Consider the following 22,820-nt stretch of genomic DNA (forward strand, 5'->3'; position numbering starts at 1 on the left):
ACGGCGCGCGTCACCGGCGGCGCGGTGGCATCCGCAGGTCGCGGGCGAGCTAGGCGCCCGCGGCCACCGCGTCGATCTCGGCGAGGATCCGGGTGCGCAGCTCGTCGGAGCAGAACGCCACCCGCGCCCCGGTCCTCGCGATCTCGGCCAGCTCCGGAATGCCCATGCCGAACGCCTCGTGGCACAGCAGGTACTCCGCGTCGAGGTCCGTGTGGAACATCCCGGGATCGTCGGTGGCGAGCGTGACCGGCACCCCGGCGGCGACCAGCGCCGGCAGTGGGTGCTCGGCGAGCGACGGGGCCGCACCAGTGCGCAGGTTGGATGTCGGGCACACCTCGAGAGCGATTCCGTGCTCGGCCAGGTGGGCGAGCAGGTGTGGATCCTGGGCCGCCGCGATGCCGTGCCCGATGCGCTCGGCGCCCAGCTCGGTGATCGCGGCCCAGACCTCGCCCGGCCCCACGGTCTCCCCGGCGTGCGGCAGGCTGTGCAGCCCGTCCGCCGCGGCCCGGCGGAACGCGGGCGCGAAGTCGGCTCGGCTGATCCCCAGCTCCGAGCCGCCCAGGCCGACCCCGACCGTTCCGTCCGGACGGTGGCCCACGGCGAAGTCGACGGTCTCCTCGGCGCCGGCCGGGCCCAGCACGGCGTCGGCGTCGAAGATCCAGCCGATCTCCACGCCGTGGCGTTCCCTGGCGAGGGCCCGGCCGTCGGTGAGGGCCTGGGCGAGGTCGTCGTAGCTCGTGCCGGCCAGGCGGTGGCGGACGGGGGTGACCTGCACCTCGGCATAGCGGACGGCGCGGGCGGCGAGGTCGGCGGCCAGGCCGGTCACCAGCGTCACGACGTCGGCTGCGGTGACCAGCAGGTTCACCCGGCGATAGACGTCGAGGAAGTGCGGGAAGTCGGTGAACGCATAGAACTGGCGCAGCGCGTCGAGTTCGGTGGGCACGCCGCCTTCGGGGTGCCTGCGCGCGAGGGCGAGCACCGTGTCGAGCGAGGCGGACCCGACGAGGTGCAGGTGCAGTTCGACCTTGGGCAATGCGGTCACGAACGACGCCACGGTGGACGTGGGCATAGCAGGGGACCTCCTGGACGAGGGGATGCGGGGGACGGGCGCGAACGGCCCGCGTCACCGGTCGGCGTCGCCCCTGTCGTGGCACCAGCCGTAGAGCGGTCGCCGCAGCAGCGCCGTCGCGACGAGATCCGCATCAGCAGCCTTCCCCCCGGCCTCTCGAAGCGTCAAGCGCCGATGTTCGTTGCCTTCAGCGGTGCGGCAGGCAGGAGCCGGGGCCGTCGAGCAGCCCGGCGCGGAACCGTGCGACGCGGTCGAACCCGTGCCCGGCGGAATCGACATCGCCCTCGGCGTCGCGGGCGGCCCAGTCGTGGGTGAGGAGCACCTGCACGGCTTCGTCGAGGTCGCCGGGGGAAAGCGTGAGCCCGCGGCCCGGCTCCATGAGCGCAGCGGTGTAGGCGCCGGCCAGGCACACCGCGGCCGCGCCGGCAGCCGGCCCCTCCGTGGCCAGGCCGAGCGCACCGAGCACCGCGATGCCGTAGCGGCTCGCCACCAGCGTGACGCCCGCGAAGTCGCCCACCTCCCGATGCACGGCGGCGAGCGCGCTGCGGTCGATCGACAGCCCGCCACCTGCCGCGCAGAGCCGCACCGGCCCCTGGGCCGTTCCACCGCGCTCCGGGCAGGCTGTGCCGTCCAGCGGCGGCACGTTCCAGCCCGGCGCCAGCGCGCCGAACCATCCGACCGCGTCGTGGTGCACGGCATCCAGCAGCAGCGGCAGCGGAAGGTCACCGCCCCGGGCCCGATCGGCCGCTCCGCCGAACCGGCGCTGGGTGAACACCCGGTTCTCCGTGGACATCGCCGCGCAGCGGGCGGCCCCGTCCCGGAAACCGTCCTGGAACGCCGAGACCCGGTCGAACGCGTTGCCGTGCGCGCTGACGTCGCCCGGCTCGACACCGAGCGGGTCGCGGAAGCCGACGAGCGCCAGCAGCGCGTCGTCAGCGACACTGGCGTCGGTGGCGAGCCCGCTCACCGACCGGAGGCCCGGCTGCGCGAACGCCACACCCGCGTAGCAGTCCGCCATCGTCTCCAGCAGGATCGCCGGGTATCGCCGCGGTTCCCGGGACTGCGCCTCGTCGATCCCGAGACGGGTCTGCACGGCGTGCCCCACCTCGTGGGCCAGCGCGACGGTCACCCCGGCGCTTCCGAACCGGCGGTGCAGGTCGGGCACCAGGGTGTCGGCGTCCCAGACGACGGCGTCGGCGGCGGGACAGTAGAAGGCCTGGCCGACGAGGTCGGCCACCCGGTCGACGCATGTCGGCGCGGGTGCGGCGGCGTTCGCGGTATGGACCGGCTCGAACCTCGCGATGTCGGTCCACTCCCGGCCGAACGCAGCCGGGAACGTGCTGCGCCAGATCTCCTGGAGTGCGGCAGTGGCTTCGGCGGTGACCTCGCCCGTGGCCGACGGGCTGCCAGGGGTCGCCGCAACTGACGCCGCCGGATGCTGGGGCGCGGGACGGGCGTGACCCGGAACCGCCTGCGTGCATCCTGCGACGAGAATGCCGAGCGCGACGGCGAGAAGGGCCGCTGCCGGCGGTCGCTGCCGGGACGGAACGCGCACGACGATCATCATCGTCACTCGGGCGATGCGGGGGAGCGGTTCCGCGGAATCCCCACGCGCGGGATAGCGTCAGTCACCGTGTCGTTGATGAAGGAGCACCCCGAGCGCCGGGCCGAGGCCGTGCGGTGGGGTATCGCCGGGCTGCTCGTGGTGGCGTCGATCGTCACGACGGTCGTGCTCTACGTGCGGCATCCCGACGCGCTGGTGACGTTGCTGCCGTCCACGGACATGCGCGAGCTACACGTCGACTTCGACACCTTCTGGCACTCCGCGGTGGCGGCCACCCACGGCGCCGACATCTACCACACCGGTGCCAAGCTCACGAACCTGAACCCGCCGCTGCTCACGGTGCTGCTCACGCCCCTCGCCGGGTTGAGCTCCCTCGTGGCGTACCGGATCTTCGCCGCGTTCACGCTGCTCATCGTCGTGGCCGCGGTGCTGGCCGTGGCCCGAGAGCTGCGCCTCGGGCGAGGTGCCACCACACTCGCCGTGCTCGCCGTGCTCTGTTCCTCACCCCTGCACGGCACGCTCGTGCTCGGTCAGATCTACCCGCTGCTGCTCGCCGGTCTCGTGGCCGGCTGGATCGCCGAACGGCGGGGCAGGCCGGTGCTCGCCGCCGTGCTCTTCGGGATCACCGTGGCGCTCAAACCGTCGCTCGCGCCGCTGCTGCTGCTCCCCGCGGTGCAGCGGCGCTGGGTGCCGTTGCGCGCCGGGCTGATCTCGGCAGCAGCCGCCACGCTGCTCGGCGTGCTGATCGCCGGGCCGTCGAGTGGGTTCGAATGGCTGCGTATCGCGGTCACGGAGCCCGTGCCCGACACGGTGGACAACGCCTCGCTGCCCGGGCTCGCGGTGCGGTTCGGGGTGCCGTCCGTGCTGGGCACGCTGCTCGGTGCGGTCGTCCTCATCGGCACGCTCATCTGGATCGGCCGCCACCGCGAGCGCATCGACCCGGCTGGCACGGCACCGTTCGCGGTGGTCGCCGCGGGCCTGCTGGTCTCTCCGATCTCCTGGCACAACTATCTGATGCTGCTGTGGCCGGGCGTGCTCGTGCTGATCGCGCTCGGACGGACCGCCACCGCGGCGGTCGCGCTCGCGGTGATCGTCATTCCGGTGTCGTGGAACGCGGAGTGGCCGCCCCACGGCCTCTGGCCGGACGTGGCGCGGTCGCTCTACTGCGCGATCCTGATCGGTTACTGGGTCGCTCTGCTGGGGTCGGCGCCGTTACGTCCGCTCGTCGGCGTGGTCGGCTCCGCGGGCTCGGCGAGATCCGACGGCCCGGCGGGCGCCGAAGCCGTGGCCACGGGCTCGACCTCCACGTGCGGCTCCCCTTCCGCGTCGGCGCGAACCTCGACCTCGACCTCGGGCACGGGCGGGGCCACCTCCGGGGCATCGTCCGTGACCGGAGCCGCAGGAGCCTGATCGACCACATCCTCCTCGGCGGGCACGACATCCATGAGCACAGCGGGTGCGGCAGCCGGGACGGATGCCCGCGCGACCGCGGCCCGGCGCACCGCGCCCTGGAACGGCTCGGGAACCAGCCACAACACACCTGACGGCGGAAGCTGCAGTGTCGCCGACGCCGGTCGGCCGTGCCACACCGACGGCTCGGCCTCCACGGCGCCGAGGTTGCCCACCCCCGAGCCGCCGTAGATCTGGGCGTCGGTGTTGAGCACCTCCCGCCACCTGCCTGCGAACGGCAGCCCTACCCGGTAGTCCGGCGTGGGGGTGCCCGAGAAGTTGGCCACGCAGGCGAGCACGGTGGGCTTGCCGTCGGCATCCACCCCGTGCCGCAGGAAGCTCAGGACGTTGCCCGAGGCGTCGTTGGCGTCGATCCAGGAGAAGCCCTCGGGGGTGGTGTCCTTCGTCCACAGCGCAGGGGTGGCCCGGTAGGTGCGGTTCAGATCGCCGACGAGCGTCTTGATGCCCTGGTGCAGTGGGTCCTCGAGCAGGTGCCAGTCGAGCGAGCGCTGCTCGGACCACTCGCGCTCCTGGCCGAACTCTCCGCCCTGGAACAGCAACTGCTTGCCCGGGTGGGCCCACATGTAGGCGAGTGTGGCGCGCAGGCCGGCGGCCTTGTTCCAGGCATCCCCGGGCATCCGCGTCCACAGCGAGCCCTTGCCGTGCACCACCTCGTCGTGGGAGAGCGGCAGCACGAAGTTCTCGCTGAAGGCGTACATCAGCGAGAAGGTCATCTGGTTGTGGTGGTAGCCCCGGTAGATCGGGTCGCGCCCGAGGTAGTCGAGCGTGTCGTGCATCCAGCCCATGTTCCATTTGAAGCCGAAGCCCAGCCCGCCGAGGTGCGTGGGGCGGGAGACACCCGGCCACGCCGTGGACTCCTCGGCGATCGTGACGACCCCCGGGTACTTGCGGTACACGGTCGCGTTCATCTCCTGCAGGAACGCGACGGCGTCCAGGTTCTCCCGGCCGCCGTGCACATTCGGCAGCCACTGGCCCTCAGGGCGCGAGTAGTCGAGGTAGAGCATGCTCGCCACGGCGTCGACCCGCAGGCCGTCGACGTGGAACTCCTCGAGCCAGTAGAGCGCGTTCGCGACGAGGAAGTTGCGCACCTCGATGCGTCCGAAGTCGAACACGAGCGTGCCCCAGTCGGGCTGCTCGCCGCGCCGCGGGTCGGCGTGCTCGTAGAGCGGCGTGCCGTCGAACTTCGCCAGCGCCCACTCGTCGCGCGGGAAGTGCGCCGGTACCCAGTCGACGATCACGCCGTAGCCGTGGCGATGCAGATGGTCGACGAAGTACCGGAAGTCGTCGGGTTCGCCGAACCGTGCGGTCGGCGCGTAGTACGACGTGACCTGGTAGCCCCACGACCCGCCGAACGGGTGCTCGGCCACGGGCAGCAGCTCGATGTGCGTGAAGCCCGTCTCGTCGAGGTAGTCGACCAGTTGGTGTGCCATCTCGCGGTAGGTGAGGCCCTGGCGCCACGAGCCGAGGTGCACCTCGTAGACGCTCATCGGCTCGACGTGCGGCTGGCGGAGCTCGCGCGCCGTCATCCACTCCTCGTCACCCCACTCGAAGGTCGACTCCTCCACGATCGACGCCGTGGCGGGCGGGATCTCGGTGCGGAATGCCATCGGGTCGGCCTTGTCGCGCCACCGGCCGTCCTTGCCGAGGATGCGGAACTTGTAGCGCACGCCGGGGCCGATGCCGGGGACGAAGAGCTCCCACACTCCCGTGCTGCCCAGCACGCGCATGGGGTGTGCCCAGCCCGACCAGCCGTCGAAGTCGCCGGTGACGCGAACGCCCTGCGCAGTGGGGGCCCAGACGGCGAAGCTCGTGCCCGTGACCGGGCCGGCCGGGGTGTCGTAGCTGCGTACGTGCGCGCCGAGCACATCCCACAGCCGTTCGTGGCGGCCCTCTCCGATCAGGTGCAGGTCGATCTCGCCGAGCGTCGGCAGCCAGCGGTACGGGTCGTCGACGATGTCCACGCGCTCGCCGTAACGCACGGCGAGGCGGTAGTCGGCGGGCGGGCCCGGCACGATGCCGGAGAACAGTCCGGCATCGTGCACCTTGACCAGCGGATGGCTCTCGCCGCCCTCGCGGACCACGTCCACCTCGTCGGCGTGCGGGCGCAGCACGCGAATCACGGTGCCGTCGGGGTGCGGATGTGCGCCGAGCACGGAGTGCGGGTCGTGATGCGCTCCACCGAGCACGCGGTCCACCGTTCTGGGGTCCGGCGGATACGCGTGGGCGACCGTGCTGGTCGTCGACGACGAGGCGGTCGAGGCCGAACTCTTCGAGGTGGAGTTCGTCATCGCTGCGCTGATCGTCCGGGTCTGGTTCTCCTCACGATCCACCCGCGCACCCTATTGTGCTGCAGCGTTCGCTGCCGACCCTGGCTCGACCATCCGGTGTACCCCGCCGGAACCGACCATCGGCCCGTAGGTGATCTCGGTGCAGGCGCCCGGTCGGATCAGCCGACGCTCCTGGTGTCGCCGCGCTCGGACATGGCGTCGGCGGTGAGCCGGGCGATCGAGGCCAGCGGGATATGAGCCCACGACGGGCGGCTGCGGGTCTCGTAGAGCACCTCGTAGACGGCCTTGTCCAGCTCGTAACCGCGCAGCAACACGGCCTGGTCGCGGGGATCGGAGCCCGCCCGGAGCGTGTAGCCGTCGCAGAACGCCGACCGGTTGCGCTCGGCCCACTCCTTCGCCCGCCACGCCATCTGTGAGTCGTGGTCCGGGTTGGTCAGATCGCCCGCAGGCTCCCACTGCGAGAGCTGGTGGAAGGCCGCGTAGTCGAACGAGCGCAGCATCCCGGCGATGTCACGCAGCGCCGAGTCGGGCTTCACCCGCTCGGCGAGCGGTGCGGCGGGCTCTCCCTCGAAGTCGATCACGAGCCAGCCGAAGGGCGTGCGCAGCGTCTGGCCGAGATGCAGGTCGCCGTGCACCCGCTGGGTGGGGATCGATCCCTCCACCGTGGCGACCGCGTCGTAGACCTCCCGGATCGGCTGCACGTACGGCTCCAGCGCGGGCACCTGCGCCACCACGCCGGAGAGCCGCTCGTGCCATATCGCCGCCAGCGCCCGCGGGTCGCGCTCACTCGTGCCGAGGGCCCGGCGCAGCTCGGCGTGCACCACCGCCACGGTCTCGCCGAGCCGTGACGCCTCGCCCGCGAAATCGCCACCGACCTCGTCGGCGTGCAGATCGCCCTCGGCCAGCAGATCACGCACGCTCGCGAGCGCCATCGACCAGCCGTCGGCCGAGTTGGCGGCGAAGTCCTGCAGCATGGCGAGCGTGACCGGCCGGCCGTCCAGCACGCCTTCGATCGCCCCCTGCAGGGCGGCGACCTCGCGGCTGCCCACCGACCGCAACGCGCGGTGGAGCTCCAGGTCCGGGTTCACGCCGGGAGACATCCGGCGGAACAACTTGAGGATCGACTGATCGCCCCACGACACCGACGTGTTGGACTGCTCGACGCCCATGACACGCCCGATCGCACCCTCCGCGATCTTGGCGCCCGGCTCGGGGACGAACCGCACGTCACCGACGGTGAGCCCGCTGCGCACCGCTTCGAGCAACCACTCGGTGACCGTGGGGTCCCACAGCCCGTCGTAGGCCATGCAGTTGCCGACCTGCCCGATGCACGCGTGCTCCAGCTCGCCACGCAGGTGCTCCCGGCGGGCGACGAGTAGCTGGTAGTGCTGCACCCGGGAGTCGTCGTCGAACGCAACGGCGAGCAGCACGAGGTCGAGGAGCGGTTCGTCCTCGGTCAGGAGCGGTGTGACGCTGGTCAGTGCCACCTGCCGGACCGGTCGGCCCTTTGCGGCGAACCAGCGCTGCTGAGGCAGCCACTGGGGCAGCAGGGACGGGAGCTCCTCGGCCAGACTCACGCAGACTCCTCCGCAGGGGTGATCGAGAACCAGTAGAAGCCGTGCCCTGGCAGCGTCAGCAGATAGGGCAGCTCACCGATTCGCGGGAACGGCACTCCTCCGGTGAGCTCGTGGGGGGCGCACCCCTGCCACGGCGACAGGTCCAGCTCGACGGGCTGCGGGAACCTCGACATGTTGTTCACGCACAGGACGACGTCGTCGCCGTAGCTGCGCACGTAGGCGAGCACCGATGGGTTGGTGCCGCCGAGCTCCTGGTATTCGCCCAGACCGAAGGCGTGGTGGCGCTTGCGGATCTCGATCATGTGCCGGTTCCAGTGCAGCAACGACGTCGTGGAGTTGACCTGCGCCTCGACGTTGACGGCCTGGTAGCCGTAGAGGGGGTCCATGATGATCGGCAGGTACATCCGCCCCGGGTCGCACGTGGAGAAGCCGGCGTTGCGATCGGGCGTCCACTGCATCGGGCTGCGCACCGCGTCGCGGTCGCCGAGCCAGATGTTGTCTCCCATGCCGATCTCGTCACCGTAGTACAGAACAGGTGAGCCGGGCAGGGACAACAGGAGCGCCGTGAACAGCTCAAGCTGGTTGCGGTCGTTCTCCAGCAGCGGGGCCAGCCGGCGGCGGATCCCGATGTTGGCCTTCATACGCGGGTCCTTGGCGTACTCCGCGTACATGTAGTCGCGCTCTTCGTCGGTGACCATCTCGAGCGTCAGCTCGTCGTGGTTGCGCAGGAAGATGCCCCACTGCGCCCCGGACGGGATCGACGGCGTCTGGGCCAGGATCTCCGAGATCGGGAAGCGGTTCTCCCGGCGCACCGCCATGAAGATGCGGGGCATCAGCGGGAAGTGGAATGCCATGTGGCACTCGTCGCCGCCGACCTCCGCGTCGCCGTAGTACTCCACGACGTCCGACGGCCACTGGTTGGCCTCGGCGAGCAGCACCCGGCCCGGGTACTCGTCGTCCATCACCTTCCGGCAGCGCTTGAGGAAGGCGTGCGACTCCGTGAGGTTCTCGCAGTTGGTGCCCTCCCGCTCGAACAGGTACGGCACCGCGTCGAGCCGGAAGCCGTCGATCCCGAGGTCCAGCCAGAACCGCAGCACCTCGAGCATCGCTTCCTGGACGGCCGGGTTGTCGTAGTTCAGGTCGGGCTGGTGGGAGAAGAAGCGGTGCCAGTAGAACTGCCCGCGCACCGGGTCGTAGGTCCAGTTCGACGTCTCGGTGTCGACGAAGATGATCCGGGCGTCGGCGTAGCCGGAGTCGTCGTCGGCCCAGACGTAGTAGTCGCCGTAGGGGCCCTCGGGGTTGCGCCGGGACTCCTCGAACCACGGGTGCGTGTCGGACGTGTGGTTCATGACCAGGTCCGTGATCACCCGGATGCCACGCTTGTGCGCCTCGTCGAGCAGCACGACGAAGTCCTCGACCGTGCCGAACTCGGGAAGCACCGCCCGGAAGTCGCGGATGTCGTAGCCGCCGTCGCGCAGCGGCGAGTCGTAGAAGGGTGGCAGCCAGAGGCAGTCCACACCCAGCCACTGCAGGTAGTCGAGCTTCTCGGTGAGCCCGCGCAGGTCTCCCGTGCCATCGCGGTTGGAGTCGGAGAACGCTCTGACGAGCACCTCGTAGAACACGGCCCGCTTGAACCAGTCGTGGTCGACGTCGAGCGTCCGAGCGTGGTCGTACTCGTCGGAGGAGTTCTCGATCAGCTGGTCATCTGAGGAGTTTTGGGCGGCAGCGGCCGAGGTGTCGATGGACATAGGGGTATCGCGTTCCTACCGGGCGGGGACGGATGGCGGGAGGAGCACCCGGCCAGTCTTACCGGGCGAAGGGCCCGCGCGCAGAACGTGGCTCGGTAGCTGGGGTGAGAGTAACTGTTGCACCGGGCGCGGCAACGACCGCGCTCGTCCTCGGATGCGCTGTGGAGATGAAGTTCTGGTAACCGATCACCGACGAACTGCTACCGATTTCGCTCGGGCCGAGCAGGGCGCAGCCGGAAGGATCTCGAGGTGCCCGGACAGGCCCAGCACGCAGGCAAAAGACGTCGTGGGGGGGGGGGGGGGGGGGGGGGGGGGGGGCGCGCCGGGGGGGGGGGGGGGGGGGGGGGGGGGCCGGGGGGGGCCCCCCCCCCCCCCGGGGCCCCCCCCCCCCCCCCCCGCCCCCCCCCCCCCCCGCGGGGGGGGGGGGGGGGCCCCCGCGCCCGCCCCCCCCCCCCCCCCCCCCCACGACGAGTGGATTCCGGCGGCGGGGCTACGCCGTCGGCCGCTCCACGCGGAAGATGTGTGCGACGTGGACCAGGGGGTCCAGCCGGACGTAGTTGAACTGGCCCCACTGGTAGGACTCGCCGCTCACCTCGTCGTGCACCGTGACGGTCTCGTCCCAGTCCACGCCGAGTGCCGGCATGTCCAGCGACGTGGTGCCCTCCTGCGTGAACTTCGAGTCGAGCGTGCACACCACGAGCACGGTGTCGCCCGTGGCAGGCTCGGTCTTCGAGTAGGCGATGAGCGCGTCGTTGTCGACGGTGTGGAACTGGATGTCGCGCAGCTGCTGAAGCGCCGGGTGCGCGCGCCGGATCTCGTTGAGCCGCGTGATGTAGGGCTCCAGCGATTTGCCGCTCGCCGCGGCGCCCTCGAAGTCACGCGGGCGCAGCTCGTACTTCTCGGAGTTGAGGTACTCCTCGCTCCCGGGCTTGACGGGCTCCCACTCGTACAGCTCGTAGCCGGAGTAGACGCCCCACGTCGGCGCCATCGTGGCGGCGAGGGTGGCCCGGATGGCGAACATCGCGGGGCCGCCGGTCTGGAGCGACTCGTGGAGGATGTCCGGGGTGTTGACGAAGAGGTTGGGCCTCGCCTCGTCGGCCCGCTCCGCATGCATCTGCGCGAACTCGGTGAGCTCGTCCTTCGTGGTGCGCCAGGTGAAGTAGCTGTAGGACTGCGTGAACCCGAGGCGGGCCAGCCCGAACAGGCGCGCGGGGCGCGTGAACGCCTCGGCGAGGAAGAGCACGTCCGGGTAGCGGGACTTCACCTGCCAGATCAGCCAGTGCCAGAAGTTCGGCGGCTTGGTGTGGGGGTTGTCCACCCGGAAGATCCGGACGCCGTGCTCGACCCAGTGCAGAACGACGCGCAGCGACTCGGCGTAGATCCCGGCCGGGTCGTTGTCGAAGTTGATCGGGTAGATGTCCTGGTACTTCTTCGGCGGGTTCTCGGCGTACGCGATGGTGCCGTCGGGCCGGACCGTGAACCACTCCGGGTGCTCGGCCACCCACGGGTGGTCGGGGGCGCACTGGAGCGCGAAGTCCAGCGCCACCTCCATGCCGAGGTCGTGGGTGCGCGCCACGAATGCGTCGAAGTCGTCGATCGTGCCGAGCTCGGCCTCGATCGCGTCGTGCCCGCCCTCCGCCGAGCCGATCGCCCACGGGGAGCCGACGTCGCCGGGGCCCGCGTTCACGGAGTTGTTGCGGCCCTTGCGGTGCACCGTGCCGATCGGGTGGATCGGCGGGAGGTAGACGACGTCGAAGCCCATCGCGGCGATGCGGTCGAGCTCCTTGGCAGCGGTGACGAACGAGCCGTGCACGGCGCGGCCGGTCTCGTCGCGACCACCCGTGGAGCGGGGGAAGAACTCGTACCAGGAGCCGAAGAGCGCCCGCTCCCGGTCGACGTAGATCTGCTGGGGACGGCCCCGCGTGATCAGCTCACGGATCGGGCGCTCCGTCATGATCGTCTGGACGGCCGGGAACAGCGCCGGCGCGACCCTGGCGTGGAGCGGCAGCGCGGTGTCGCGCAGGGCGTTGGCGGCGCCGAAGAGCAGGTCACGGTGGTTGCGCTCGCCGGGACGGCGGCCCACTCGCTGCAGCAGCCGGGCACCGACCTCGAGATCGTTGGCCAGCTCGTCGGGGCTCTGGCCTGCATCGAGCTTGACAGTGACGGCGTGGCGCCAGGTGGACCAGGGGTCGCTCCAGGCGTCGACGCGGAAGGTCCACAGGCCGGACTCGGGCGCGGTGACGATGGCTGCGAAACGGTCGGTGCCGGTGCCGGTGGGGGTCATGCGGACGTGGTGGGCGGGCTCGCGACTGCCCACCTTCTTCCAGACCACGTTGGCGGCGACGGCGTCATGGCCTTCCCGCCACACCGTGGCGCCGATAGGGATCACCTCGCCGACCACGGCCTTGCTGGGATGGCGGCCACCGCTCACCGAGGGGCTGACGTCATCGATTCCCAGCCGACCCGTCATCGTCGGCTCACCCCCCAGCTGCACGCCCATCGCGGAAGTCACAAACCTATCTACCCGTTATGGCCCAGGTCAGAACGGGTCACTGCCGTTCACGTGATCGTGACCTGATGTCCGCCGTACGGACCAGGCCGCGTCGGCGCGGCGTCTCGGTCGCCCCCACCGCGGGCCGCGCGGTGGAAGGCCTCACAACGCTTGACCGATCACGGAATCCATTCATCTATGGTTCCCGCCGTGAGAGCTCTCCGGCGGTTCACCGTACGCGCCCAGCTGCCAGCGCCGCTGGCACCGCTACAGGCCCTGGCGACAAATCTGCGGTGGAGTTGGCACGCACCCACGCAGGATCTCTTCGCCGCCCTCGACCCGGACGCCTGGGAACGGGCGGGACACGACCCCGTGCGGTTGCTGGGCGAGATCTCCTCGGCGCGCTTCGGTGAGCTCGCCAAGGACGCCGACACCGTCGTCACGGTGCGGGAGCTGGCCGACGATCTGGAGAGCTACCTCCAGGAGCCGCGCTGGTACCAGATCGAGCGCGAGGACGACCCCAGCCTGCCTGCGGCCGTCGGCTACTTCTCCATGGAGTTCGGCGTCAGCGAGGTGCTGCCGAACTACTCCGGTGGGCTCGGCGTGCTCGCGGGCGACCACCTCAAGGCCGCCTCCGACCTGGGCGTTCCGCTGATCGGGGTGGGGCTGCTGTACCGGTCGGGGTACTTCCGGCAGTCCTTGTCGCTGGACGGCTGGCAGCTCGAGCACTACCCGGTGCTCGACCCCCAGGGCCTCCCGCTGCAACTGCTCACGGACGCCGGCGGGCAGCCCGTGCTCATCGACGTGGCCATGCCGGCGGGGCGCACCCTGCGGTCCAGGGTGTGGCAGGCGGTCGTCGGCCGGGTGCCGCTCCTGCTGCTCGACTCCGACATCGAGGAGAACGAGCCCGACCACCGCAGCGTCACCGACCGGCTCTACGGGGGCGACCAGGACCACCGCATCCGGCAGGAGATCCTCGTCGGCGTCGGCGGGGTGCGGGCCGTGCGCGCGTTCTGCGCGGTCACCGGCCACCCTGAGCCCGAGGTGTTCCACACCAACGAGGGGCACGCCGGCTACCTGGGGCTGGAGCGCATCCGGGAGCTGCTGGCCCGTTCGGAAGCCGGTGTGCAGCCCCTCACCTTCGACGAGGCTGTCGCCGCCGTCCGCGCAGGCACCGTCTTCACCACCCACACCCCGGTACCTGCGGGCATCGACCGGTTCCCCGTCGACATGGTGCAGCACTACTTCTCCGACACCCTGCTGCCCGGGGTGCCGATGGACCGGATCATCGCGCTGGGCGCCGAGGAGAACCCGAACATGTTCAACATGGCGCACATGGGGCTGCGGCTGGCCCAGCGCGCCAACGGCGTCTCACGGCTGCACGGGCGGGTCTCGCGCAGCATGTTCGGCGGGCTCTGGGAAGGCTTCGACGCCGACGAGGTGCCGATCGGCTCCGTCACGAACGGCGTGCACGGCCACACGTGGGAGGCCAGGGAGGTCACGGCGCTGCTCGGCGACCCCGGGCCGGGGATCGCGCAGGCGCCGCACGAGCCGGTGTCCGACGAGACGCTCTGGGAGCTACGCGGCGCGTTGCGTGCCCGGCTGGTCTCCGAGGTTCGGCGCCGCGTCCGGGAGGCGTGGCTGCAGCGCGGCGCGTCGACGCCCGAGCTGGGCTGGACCGACCAGGTGTTCGACCCCGAGGTGCTGACCGTCGGGTTCGCCCGGCGCGTCCCCACCTACAAGCGGCTCACCCTGATGCTGCGTGACAAGGACCGGCTGCGGGACCTGCTGCTCGACCCGCATCGCCCGGTGCAGCTCGTCGTCGCGGGCAAGAGCCACCCCGCAGACGACGGCGGCAAGGCGCTCATCCAGGAGGTCGTCCGCTTCGCCGACGACCCCGCGGTGCGGCACCGGATCGTGTTCCTGCCCGACTACGACATGTCGATGGCCCGCTACCTCTACTGGGGCTGTGACGTGTGGCTGAACAACCCGCTGCGCCCGCTGGAGGCGTGCGGCACGTCGGGGATGAAGTCGGCGCTGAACGGAGGGCTCAACCTCTCGATCCGCGACGGCTGGTGGGACGAGCTCTACGACGGCGCCAACGGATGGGCCATCCCCACCGCCGACGGGATCGACGACCCGGTGCGGCGCGACGACCTCGAGGCCAACGCCCTCTACGAGCTGCTGGCCACGCAGGTGGCACCGGCGTTCTACGAGCGCACCGACGGCGTGCCTGTGCGCTGGACGGAGCTGGTGCGCCACACCCTCACCACGTTGCGCCCCCAGGTCCAGGCCACCCGCATGGTGCGCGAGTACGTGGAGGACTGGTACGCCCCCGCCGGCCGCGCCGCCGCCCGGATCGTGGCCGACGACTACGGGCCCGCGAGGGAACTGGCCGCCTACCGGGCCCGGCTCAACGCAGCGTGGACGCGCGTGGGTGTCACCGGCGTCGACGCCTCCGGGCTGCCGGACACCCCCGAGGTCGGCGCGCCCATGACGGTGCGGGCCGCCGTGGAGCTCGCCGGACTCGCCCCGTCGGACGTCATCGTGGAGGCCGTGGTGGGACGGGTCGGCCACACCGACGACTTGGCCGACGCGGTGACCGTGGCGATGCAGCACGTGGGCGATGCGGACGGGATGGGCGAGCGCTTCGAGGCGGTCGTGAAGCTCCCGCACGCCGGGCTCACCGGCTACACGGTCCGCGTGCTGCCGTCCCACCCCCTCCTGGCCACACCCGCGGAACTGGGCAAGGTCGTACTCGCCCACTGACGCCGACTCGCTGCGAACGAACGGCACTGCGGTCCGGGCCTGGTGGACGAGCGCCACGTTCTCCACAGTCCTGAGTGGACCCAGCGGCACTCTCGTCCGGATCTGCCGGACGGGGGTGCCATTCGTTCGGTCGGGCTTTTTTTGTTACTTGCCGGAATTCCGGGGGTAGGTGAAACGGGACGTTTTCCGTGTTCACGGGGTCGGCAGCTCGTGTACGGTCGGGGCGGAAGCGGGTTCGAGCGAGCCGAAATTGCCGACGCCGGCGTTCATGAATCGCTCCTTTCTGACGGGGGTGTGTCATTCCGGAGGATTCTGCTGTGTCCGCGAAACGGGTGGCGGAGGAACTGCGAGAGCGGATCGAGGGCTCGGTTCTGCTGCCCGGTGATGACGGTTACGACGGGGCGCGGGCGGTCTGGAATCAGGCCGTCGACCACCGGCCGGCCCTGGTCGTGCGGGGCGTGAGCACCGAGGACGTACGGGCCGCGGTGCGCGCGGCTCGATCGCACGGTCTGTCGTTGTCCGTGCGCGGCGGCGGCCACGACTGGCTCGGGCGGGCTGTGCGGCCCGACGGGTTGGTGCTCGACATGAGCGGGCTGCGGGCTGTCGAGGTCGACGCTGCGGCGCGGGTGGCGACGGTCGGAGGAGGGGCGCTCTCGGGTGACCTCGCGCACGCCGCCGCAGAGCACGGGCTCGTGGCGGTGCTCGGCACGGTCAGCGTGGTCGGAGTGGCCGGGTTGACGATGGCGGGCGGGTACAGCCCGCTGAGCCCGCAGTTCGGCCTGTCGTTGGACAACCTCGCCGGGGCGGAGATCGTCCTCGCCGACGGCACGGTGCTGGACGTCGACGAGTCGCACAACGCGGATCTGTTCTGGGCGCTCCGCGGTGGAGGCGGCAACTTCGGGGTCGTCACGTCGATGCGGATCCGGCTCCACGCCGTTCCCACGGTGATCTCCGGCCCGATCGTCTTCCCGTGGGCACAGGCGGAAGCGGTGCTGCGCGGGCACGCCGAGCTGGTCGCGACAGCGCCCGACGAGCTCGGCATGGTCGGGGGGATCGTCCCGGGCCCTGACGGAGGGCCGGTGGTGGCGTTGACGCCCGTCTGGTCCGGAGATCCGGCGGAGGGCCAGAAGTTCCTGGCCGAGGTGGCCGCCCTGGGCGAGCCGGTCGTCGAGCAGGTGCGGCCGATGCAGTTCCAGGAGACGTTCGTGCCGGCCGACGCCCGGGCCGCCGTGCCGGCACGTTCCGCGATGCGCACCCGATCGTTGGCGGAGCTGGGCCCCGACCCGGTGGCCACGCTGGTTGCCGCTGGTGGTGACCGGACCTCGCCGCTGTCGGTCGTGTCGTGGCAGTACCTGCGGGGGGCCGCCACGCGCGTGGCTCCCGACGCCACCGCGTTCGGGACGCGCCGGGACCACTTCATGCTGCAGATCATCCCGGTGTGGGACACGGCCGACGGGGCCGAGCGGCACGTGGCATGGGCGGAGGAGCTGAGCCGCGCGTTGGCCCCGCATGCCCTGCCAGGCGGCTACCCCAACCTGCTGGCGCCGGACATGCGTGAGCAGACCGAACATTCGTACGGCGGGAACCTGCCGAGGCTGCGGCAGGTGAAGCAGCAGTACGACCCGGACTCGGTGTTCACGGCGACGCCGATCCCCGCATGAGACCCGGGACGGTCGCGCTCAGCCCTTCGCCGTGACCTTCGCCTGCCAGGTGTAGATCTGCGTGCCGGCGGTCTCCTCGCCGTTGTCCGGCGCCGCCCACATCGTGATCACGTTCCCGTCGGCGGCGAGCTTCAGCGGGTTCCGGGTCATCACGTGGCCGGCGGCCGACCACTGCTGGAACGGGAACTCGTTGACGACGGTGTGCGAGCGCAGGTCGAGAAGCGCGACGCCGCCCAGCTCGTAGGTGGCTTTCGCGCCCCCGGCGCTCGGCATCTGCGGGAGGTTCGTGATGCCTCCGCAGGCCATCTTTCCCTTCGGCACGTACTGGCAGTCCTGGAAGTCCACCAGGTTCTCGGGGTTCTTCCACGTGGCGACGGGCTTGCCGCTCGGCGTCCACTCGTAGAACGTCCGCGAGCCCCAGTTGTTGCCGACCAGGTGGCCGGTGGAGGCGTCGTAGACGATCCCGCCGATGTGGTCGTCGACCGTGAACTCCGCGGTGACCGCGAGGGTCCGGACGTCCACACGGTCGATCTCGGCCGTGCTGCCCGGCCGGTACTGCGCCACGGGGATCCAGAGGTCGTCGCCGTGCAGGTCGATTCCGCCCGGGTGGTAGACGTCGCCCTGGCCGAGGATGACGTCCTTGACGAGCTTCCCGTCGCGGTCGATGACGAACAGGTGGCCGATCCCCTTGCCGGGCGTGCGGTCGAACCCGTCGACGGGCGCGGGATACGTCTTCGTGGGTTCGATGATCTGTGTGGACGTCAGGTAGAAGCGGTCGGCCGTGACGACGAGTCCTTCGGGGTGGTACGTCGGGAAGCCGAGCTTCACCGTCGACAGGAGCTGCCACTCGGTCGAGCGGTCCACAGCCGCGAGATCGGAGGCCAGGTCACCGCCCGAGGCCGCGGGAGAACTCGCTCGCGGCTCCGCGACGGCGTTCCCGGCGGACGGGAGCAGAGCGGCGAGTGCCAGTGCCGCCGCAGCGGCTCCCACAGCGAACATGCGCGAACGACGACCCATGACGGTGCATTTCTCCTGCGTGAGGCGGCCAGTGTGGACCGGCCACCGCAGCGTCGCCGTCGCGGGACCGCGCGAGAACGCTAGAGATCGTCACTGGCCCCGAGTGCGCACCGACATGAACGGGGCCGAACATCCACCCGACATCCCGCGACGGCTGGCGGACCGCGGGCCCCGCGGGTCAATTCCGGAGCGGCTCAGCCGCAGCAACCGCCGCCGCAGCAGCCGCCGCCACCGCCACCGACCCGGGCGGGTGCGGCGGAGCGTGAGCTCAGCCCGCCGACCGCCACGGTGGTGAGCAGCTTGACGGTGTCCTCGTGCCCGTCGGGGCACGGAGCCGGGTCGCTCGCGGCGGTCATCGAGCGGCTGACCTCGAATGTGGAACCGCACTCACGGCAGCGGAAGTCGTAACGGGGCACGGAGGGGAGCGTACGTCCTCAGGAGGTGCGCAGGAGGAGCAGCGAGCGAGGCGGGAGGGTGATGGTCGTGCGACCGGGCAGGGGGCGCGTGCTCACCGGGTCGCCGTCCGGGCGGGTGCTGTCCAGCACCGGCGTGAACGGGCCGCCTCGGGGCAGTGTCGCGGCCAGCGCGGGATCGCCGGCGTGCAGGAACAGCAGCCACTCCGCCCGCAGCAGGCCGAGGCTGTGCAGGTTGCCGTCGTGCCAGTCGTGCCCGCCCATCCGCCGCCCCGACGGGTGCCACCAGAGCACCTCGCCGTCGCGGTAGAAGCGGTCGCGGTGCAGGGCGGGGGAGCTGCGCCGGATCTGGGCCACCCGAGCCGTGAACGCGGTGAGCGCGGCGGCCTCGTCGTCGGTCCAGTCCACCCAGGACGTCTCGTCGTCGAGGCAGTAGGCGTTGTTGTTGCCGCCCTGGGTGCGCCAGAGCTCGTCGCCTCCGAGCAACATCGGGGTGCCGGTCGACAGCAGCAGCGTGGCGAGCATCGCGCGGGCCGTTGCCAGCCGCCGTGAGACGAGCACCGGTGAGGTCGTCTCGCCCTCGACGCCGAAGTTCTGCGAGCGGTTGTCGTCGGTGCCGTCACGGTTGTGCTCGCCGTTGGCCTCGTTGTGCTTGTGCTCGTAGGAGACCAGGTCGCGCAGGGTGAACCCGTCGTGCGCGGTCACGAAGTTCACCGACGCCCACGGACGGCGGCCCGAGAGCCGGTACAGGTCCGAGCTGCCGGTCAGCCGCGAGGCCACCTCGCCGATGCCGCCGTGGCCGCGCCAGAAGTCGCGCACGGCGTCGCGGTAGCGGCCGTTCCACTCCGACCAGGCCACGCCGAACCCGCCGACCCGGTAGCCCTCGCCCGTGGCGTCCCACGGCTCCGCGATGAGCTTGACGCGGGACAGCACCGGATCCACCGAGATCGCCGTGAGCAGCGGGGCGTTCGGGTCGAACGCCCCTGACCTCGGCCGCCCGAGAACGCTCGCGAGGTCGATGCGGAAGCCGTCGACGCCGAAGGTGGTGACCCAGTGCCGCATCGCGTCGCACACGAGCCGGATCACGGTGGGCGAGCCTGCGTCGAGCGTGTTGCCGGTGCCGGTGATGTCGGCGTCGTGGCCGTTGCCGCCCAGCGAGTAGTACGCGGGCGCGTCGAGGCCGCGGTAGGACAGCGTGGTGCCGCCCACCCCGCCCTCCGCGGTGTGGTTGGGGACGAAGTCGAGGATCACCTCGATGCCCGCCGCGTGCAGCGCGGCGACCATGGCGCGGAACTCCTCGATCTCCGCTCCCGGGACGCTCGCGTACCCGGCGTGGGGGGCGAGGAAGCCGAGCGTCGCATAGCCCCAGTAGTTGGTCCGGCCGCTCTCCACCAGCGGTGGCTCGTCGGCGATCGACGCCACGGGCAGCAGTTCGACGGCCGTCACGCCGAGCGCGCGCAGGTGCTCGACCACAGCAGGGTGGGCGAGTCCGAGATAGGTGCCGCGGTGCTCGGGCGGCACCTCGGGATGCAGCTTCGTGTAACCGCGGACGTGCAGCTCCGTGATCACGGTCTCCGACCACGGCACGTCCGGGCGTGGGCCCGCAGCGAGGACGTCGGGTTCGGTGACGACCGAGAGGGGCACGTGGCCGAGTGAGTCGACGGTGTTGAGCAGGCCGGTCATGGGGTCGTCGACCCAGCCGCGCGCTGCGTGCAGGTCGGTGACCCGGCCCGTGATCCGTCGGGCGTAGGGGTCGACGAGGATCTTGGCCGGGTTGGCGCGCACGCCGTCCCACGGCCGGTACGGACCGTGCACCCGGTAGCCGTAGCGCTGGCCGGGAATCACCCCTGTGAGGTACCCGTGCCAGACGCCGAAGGTGCGTTCCGTGAGCGCCACGCGCTTCTCGCTGAGAGCCCCGTCGGTGCCGTCGATAAGGCACACCTCGACCGCGTCCGCGCTGGTGGAGGCCACAGCGAAGCGGACGCCGCCCGCGTCGGCATGGGCACCCAGAGGGAAGACCGGCACGATCGGCGAGGATAGGGCCGTGGCAGCGCCGGAATCGCACTCTGAGTCCTTCCTCACCGTAGGCAGCACCCCACGCAGCGTCAGCGACAACGGTGACCTCGTCATCGGGATGGAGGGCGTGGCGGTCCGGCGCGGGAAGTCGACGCTGCTGCACGACGTCGACTGGTCCGTCGAGCTGGACGAGCGCTGGGTGGTGCTCGGGCCGAACGGTGCCGGCAAAACCACTCTTCTGAAGCTGGCCGCGGCCGAGCTGCACCCGACGCAGGGTGCGGTGCACGTGCTCGGCGAGCGTCTGGGCCGGGTGAACGTGTTCGAGCTGCGGACCCGGATCGGTCTCACCTCCGCGGCGCTGGGCATGCGCGTGCCGGGCGACGAGACGGTGCAGGACGTCGTGGTGAGCGCCGGGTACGGCGTTCTGGGCCGCTGGCGTGAGCAGTACGACACCGCCGACACCGATCGTGCGAAGCAGCTTCTCGACGCGCTCGGCATGCTCCCGCTGGCCGAGCGGATGTTCGGCACCCTGTCCGAGGGTGAGCGCAAGCGCACCCTGATCGCGCGGGCGCTGATGACCGACCCCGAGCTGCTGTTGCTCGACGAGCCCGCTGCGGGGCTCGACCTCGGTGGCCGTGAGGATCTCGTCTCCCGGCTCGCCACCCTGGCCGCCGATCCCGACGCTCCGGCGTCGGTGCTGGTCACCCACCACGTCGAGGAGATCCCGGTGGGCTACAGCCACGGCCTGCTGCTGCGTCAGGGCGGGGTGGTGGCCGCGGGACTGCTCGACGACGTGCTGACGAACGAGAACCTGAGCACGACCTTCGGGCTCCCCCTCGCGGTGCAGCGCCGCCGCGGCCGGTACACGGCCTGGCTGCGGTAGCTGACCACCCTCGGTCCGTCGTGCACCCCGCGGCGGGTCCGCGACACTAGGGTCGGGCCGTGAGCGAATTCGTGAGGCTCGAGGTCGACGGCGGCGTGGGGACGATCCGGCTGGACCGGCCGCCGATGAACGCGTTCAGCCGGCAGGTGCAGGAGGAGCTCAAGGCGTCCGCGGAAGAGGCCACGCGCCGCGCCGACGTACGTGCGGTAGTCGTCTACGGCGGGGAGAAGGTGTTCGCCGCGGGGGCCGACGTCAAGGAGATGGCCGGCATGTCCATGGCGGACATGGCGCCGGTCGCGCGCCGGCTCTCGGCCTGTTTCGGGGCCCTCTCGGAGATCCCGAAGCCGACGGTCGCGGCGATCACCGGCTACGCCCTCGGTGGCGGGATGGAGGTCGCGCTGGGCTGCGACCGGCGGGTCTGTGGTGACAACGCGAAGCTCGGCCAGCCGGAGATCCTGCTGGGGATCATCCCGGGCGGCGGCGGCACCCAGCGGATGGCCCGCCTGATCGGGCCGTCGCGGGCCAAGGACCTGATCTTCACCGGCCGGATGGTCGACGCGCAGGAGGCGCTGGCCATCGGCCTCGTCGATCAGGTCGTGCCGGCCGATGAGGTGTACTCCGCGGCCCGGAGCTGGGCCGAGCAGTTCGTCGACGGTCCGGCGATGGCGCTCGCGGCGGCCAAGAAGGCGATCGACGGCGGTCTCGATGTCGACCTGCGCACCGGCCTCGACCTGGAGGCGGAGTTCTTCGCGGCGCTCTTCGCCACCGAGGACCGGCAGACCGGGATGACGTCGTTCGTGGAGAACGGGCCGGGGAAGGCGAAGTTCAGCGGGCGCTGACGGCGTCCCCCATATGCTCCCTACCCATGAGTACGGACCCGGTCCCCAACCCGCACGCCACCGCTGACGAGGTGGCGGCCGCCCTGCACGACCGGAAGCTGGCCAACGTCCTCTACCACGACTGGGAGGCGGGCTCGTACGACGAGAAGTGGTCCATCTCGTACGACGAGCGCTGCATCACCTATGCCGCCGATCGATTCCGGTACGCGGCCGGTGAGGGCGGCTGGCCCTATGAGCACGCGCTGGAGCTGGGCTGCGGCACCGGGTTCTTCCTGCTCAACCTCATGCAGGCGGGTGTGGCGAAGCGCGGGTCGGTCACCGACCTGTCGCCCGGCATGGTGCAGACGGCCCTGCGCAACGCGCAGGGTCTCGGCCTCGACGTCGACGGGCGGGTGGCCGACGCCGAGACCATCCCGTACCCGGACGCGACGTTCGACCTGGTCGTCGGGCACGCGGTGCTCCACCACATCCCCGACGTGGAGCTCGCGCTGCGCGAGGTGCTGCGGGTGCTGAAGCCGGGCGGCCGGTTCGTGTTCGCCGGGGAGCCGACCACCGTCGGCGACTTCTACGCACGCCGCCTCGGAGCGCTCACCTGGAAGGCCGCCACGACGATCACCCGGCTGCCCGTCCTCGCCGGCTGGCGGCGGCCGCAGGAGGAGCTCGACGAGTCCTCGCGGGCGGCCGCCCTCGAGGCGGTGGTCGACATCCACACCTTCGACCCGGCGGAGCTGGAAGAGACCGCGCGCCGGGCCGGGGCAGGCGACGCACGCGTGGTCACGGAGGAGTTCACCGCAGCGATGCTCGGCTGGCCGGTGCGCACGTTCGAAGCGGCCGTGCCGCCGGGAAAGCTCGGGATGGGCTGGGCGATGTTCGCCTACCGCTCGTGGCAGCGACTGTCCTGGCTGGACCAGAACGTGCTCTCCCGCGTGGTGCCGCGCGGGTGGTTCTACAACGCGCTCGTCACGGGGACCCGATCCCGGTAGTTCCACTGATCCGCGCTGCGGCCCGGTCGGCA

At 71.2% G+C, this 22,820-nt stretch carries 14 protein-coding genes and 1 pseudogene; 6 read left to right on the forward strand and 9 right to left on the reverse strand.

What is annotated here, in order from left to right; translation table 11 throughout:
- Window positions 1-49 precede the first annotated feature (49 nt).
- Entirely contained in the window at window positions 50-1,069 is a 1,020-nt protein-coding gene (add, locus tag MMF94_RS09455; RefSeq protein ID WP_241035931.1) for an adenosine deaminase, read from the reverse strand.
- 187 nt (window positions 1,070-1,256) lie between these two features.
- The gene (locus MMF94_RS09460; protein WP_241035932.1) at window positions 1,257-2,624 is read right to left on the reverse strand and encodes a neutral zinc metallopeptidase; all 1,368 of its coding nucleotides are present in this window, start codon (window positions 2,622-2,624) and stop codon (window positions 1,257-1,259) included.
- A 228-nt stretch (window positions 2,625-2,852) separates the two neighbouring features.
- On the opposite strand from MMF94_RS09460, the pseudogene MMF94_RS09465 reads away from it, so the two are divergent.
- A pseudogene (locus MMF94_RS09465) lies at window positions 2,853-3,614 on the forward strand (glycosyltransferase family 87 protein); the annotation flags it as partial.
- Between the two features lie 200 nt (window positions 3,615-3,814).
- On the opposite strand, the gene glgB reads toward MMF94_RS09465, so the two are convergent.
- From glgB to MMF94_RS09485, 4 genes are all read right to left on the reverse strand, one after another.
- Window positions 3,815-6,433 carry a 1,4-alpha-glucan branching protein GlgB gene (gene glgB, locus MMF94_RS09470; RefSeq protein ID WP_241035933.1) on the reverse strand — a complete coding sequence of 873 codons (2,619 nt, stop codon included), beginning with the start codon at window positions 6,431-6,433 and terminating at the stop codon, window positions 3,815-3,817.
- A 116-nt stretch (window positions 6,434-6,549) separates the two neighbouring features.
- Window positions 6,550-7,968: a maltokinase N-terminal cap-like domain-containing protein gene (locus MMF94_RS09475; protein WP_241035934.1), complete on the reverse strand. Its 1,419-nt coding sequence runs from the start codon at window positions 7,966-7,968 to the stop codon at window positions 6,550-6,552.
- Window positions 7,965-9,716 carry a maltose alpha-D-glucosyltransferase gene (gene treS, locus MMF94_RS09480; RefSeq protein WP_241035935.1) on the reverse strand — a complete coding sequence of 584 codons (1,752 nt, stop codon included), beginning with the start codon at window positions 9,714-9,716 and terminating at the stop codon, window positions 7,965-7,967. Before treS ends, MMF94_RS09475 begins: the two co-directional genes overlap by 4 nt.
- Before the next feature lie 490 nt (window positions 9,717-10,206).
- Entirely contained in the window at window positions 10,207-12,186 is a 1,980-nt protein-coding gene (locus tag MMF94_RS09485; RefSeq protein ID WP_241035936.1) for an alpha-1,4-glucan--maltose-1-phosphate maltosyltransferase, read from the reverse strand.
- Between the two features lie 231 nt (window positions 12,187-12,417).
- Here MMF94_RS09485 and glgP point away from each other — a divergent pair, with 231 nt between their 5' ends.
- Together glgP and MMF94_RS09495 are read left to right on the forward strand one after the other, a co-directional pair.
- On the forward strand, window positions 12,418-14,976 hold the full coding sequence (gene glgP, locus MMF94_RS09490; RefSeq protein WP_241035937.1) for an alpha-glucan family phosphorylase: 2,559 nt from the start codon (window positions 12,418-12,420) through the stop codon (window positions 14,974-14,976).
- A gap of 317 nt (window positions 14,977-15,293) precedes the next feature.
- Window positions 15,294-16,637, forward strand: a complete 1,344-nt coding sequence (locus MMF94_RS09495) for an FAD-binding oxidoreductase (RefSeq protein WP_241035938.1) — start codon at window positions 15,294-15,296, stop codon at window positions 16,635-16,637.
- An 18-nt stretch (window positions 16,638-16,655) separates the two neighbouring features.
- Here the strand turns inward: MMF94_RS09495 and MMF94_RS09500 are convergent, their stop codons facing one another.
- From MMF94_RS09500 to glgX, 3 genes are all read right to left on the reverse strand, one after another.
- Window positions 16,656-17,636 (reverse strand): DUF6454 family protein, encoded by a 981-nt coding sequence (locus MMF94_RS09500; protein ID WP_241035939.1) that lies wholly within the window; start codon window positions 17,634-17,636, stop codon window positions 16,656-16,658.
- A gap of 212 nt (window positions 17,637-17,848) precedes the next feature.
- Window positions 17,849-18,070 carry an FmdB family zinc ribbon protein gene (locus tag MMF94_RS09505; RefSeq protein ID WP_241035940.1) on the reverse strand — a complete coding sequence of 74 codons (222 nt, stop codon included), beginning with the start codon at window positions 18,068-18,070 and terminating at the stop codon, window positions 17,849-17,851.
- Between the two features lie 18 nt (window positions 18,071-18,088).
- Window positions 18,089-20,092: a glycogen debranching protein GlgX gene (glgX, locus tag MMF94_RS09510; protein WP_241035941.1), complete on the reverse strand. Its 2,004-nt coding sequence runs from the start codon at window positions 20,090-20,092 to the stop codon at window positions 18,089-18,091.
- A 109-nt stretch (window positions 20,093-20,201) separates the two neighbouring features.
- Here glgX and MMF94_RS09515 point away from each other — a divergent pair, with 109 nt between their 5' ends.
- From MMF94_RS09515 to MMF94_RS09525, 3 genes are read left to right on the forward strand one after another with little or no spacing between them, the layout of a single operon-like run.
- Window positions 20,202-20,966 carry an ABC transporter ATP-binding protein gene (locus MMF94_RS09515; RefSeq protein ID WP_241036033.1) on the forward strand — a complete coding sequence of 255 codons (765 nt, stop codon included), beginning with the start codon at window positions 20,202-20,204 and terminating at the stop codon, window positions 20,964-20,966.
- A gap of 59 nt (window positions 20,967-21,025) precedes the next feature.
- The gene (locus tag MMF94_RS09520) at window positions 21,026-21,805 is read left to right on the forward strand and encodes an enoyl-CoA hydratase/isomerase family protein (RefSeq protein WP_241035942.1); all 780 of its coding nucleotides are present in this window, start codon (window positions 21,026-21,028) and stop codon (window positions 21,803-21,805) included.
- Window positions 21,806-21,831: 26 nt separating this feature from the next.
- The gene (locus MMF94_RS09525; RefSeq protein WP_241035943.1) at window positions 21,832-22,788 is read left to right on the forward strand and encodes a class I SAM-dependent methyltransferase; all 957 of its coding nucleotides are present in this window, start codon (window positions 21,832-21,834) and stop codon (window positions 22,786-22,788) included.
- The last annotated feature ends 32 nt before the right edge of the window (window positions 22,789-22,820 follow it).

Origin of the sequence: Pseudonocardia alaniniphila, assembly GCF_022524485.1 — a bacterium.
Classification (GTDB): domain Bacteria; phylum Actinomycetota; class Actinomycetes; order Mycobacteriales; family Pseudonocardiaceae; genus Pseudonocardia; species Pseudonocardia alaniniphila.